Source organism: Bacillus sp. LR--39, from assembly GCF_053613335.1.
The window spans coordinates 1-1,328 of record NZ_JBSIOT010000182.1 but is presented as its reverse complement, the minus strand read 5'-3'; the positions used below and the strand labels follow the sequence as shown (position 1 = coordinate 1,328).

The window sequence follows — 1,328 nt, the reverse complement described above, 5'->3', positions numbered from 1 at the left end:
GTGGGGAATTGTGATTGCGTTTCAGGATTATCAGCCGTTCCTCGGCATTTTGGGCAGTGAGTGGGTGGGGCTGAAGCATTTTATCAGGCTGTTTACTGAGCCTACATTTTTTCTCTTGTTAAAAAACACGCTCGTGTTATTTGCTTTGAACCTGGCCATATTTTTCCCGGTGCCGATACTGCTGGCGCTTTTATTGAACGAAGTGCGGATTGCTCTCTTTAAAAAATTTGTTCAGACGCTGATTTATATCCCGCATTTTATGTCTTGGGTCATTGTTGTATCACTTTCGTTTGTGCTGTTAACGGTAGACGGAGGCTTGATTAATGAACTGATTGTGTTTTTTGGCGGTGAAAAAATCAATTTTCTGCTGAACGAAGAATGGTTCCGGCCCCTATATATTCTGCAGGTTATCTGGAGGGAAGCGGGCTGGTCGACGATCATTTATCTGGCGGCCATTACAGCGGTTGACCCCCAGCTGTATGAAGCGGCGAAAATGGACGGAGCGGGACGGCTGCGGCAAATGTGGCATATTACGCTTCCCGCCATTAAAAGCGTTATCGTCGTTTTGCTGATTTTGAAAATCGGAGACACGCTGGAGCTTGGCTTCGAGCATGTGTATTTGCTGTTAAATGCGACTAACAGGGAAGTGGCGGAAATTTTTGATACGTATGTTTATACTGCAGGGCTGAAACAGGGCCAATTCAGCTACAGTACAGCAGTCGGCGTATTTAAAGCGGCGGTCGGGCTGATTTTGGTCATGCTAGCGAATCGTTTGGCGAAGAAATTTGGCGAGGAAGGAATTTATTAAGAAAGGGATGGGATCAATGGATCAATCAATCGCTGTAAAATCGCCTCTTACGTACGCGGAGGCATTGGCAAAAACCATTATGAATACGTACACAGTCGAGGAGCTGCCTCCTGCTAACCGCTGGCACTACCATCAGGGTGTTTTCTTATGCGGTGTATTGCGGCTGTGGGAAGCAACCGGGGAAAAGCGGTATTTTGAGTATGCGAAGGCCTATGCAGATCTCTTAATCGATGATTATGGCAATCTATTATTTAGAAGAGATGAACTGGACGCCATTCAAGCGGGTCTCATTCTTTTTCCATTATACGAGCAGACGAAGGATGAACGGTATGCCAAAGCGGCAAAAAGGCTGCGCGGCTTATATGGAACACTGAACCGGACGTCTGAGGGCGGTTTTTGGCACAAAGACGGTTATCCTTACCAAATGTGGCTTGATGGCTTATACATGGGGGGGCCGTTCGCACTGAAATATGCCAATCTGAAGCAGGAGCCGGAGCTGTTTGATCAGGTCGTGCTGCAG

At 47.1% G+C, this 1,328-nt stretch carries 1 protein-coding gene and 1 pseudogene; both read left to right on the top strand.

The genetic code is table 11. The features are described from left to right. Nucleotides 1-808: polygalacturonan/rhamnogalacturonan ABC transporter permease (gene rmgP, locus ACWHAR_RS21600; protein ID WP_452087784.1), on the top strand; the 808-nt coding region annotated here is incomplete at its 5' end. 7 nt (nt 809-815) lie between these two features. Then, nucleotides 816-1,328 (top strand): annotated as a pseudogene (gene rmgQ, locus ACWHAR_RS21595) (unsaturated rhamnogalacturonyl hydrolase); the annotation flags it as partial.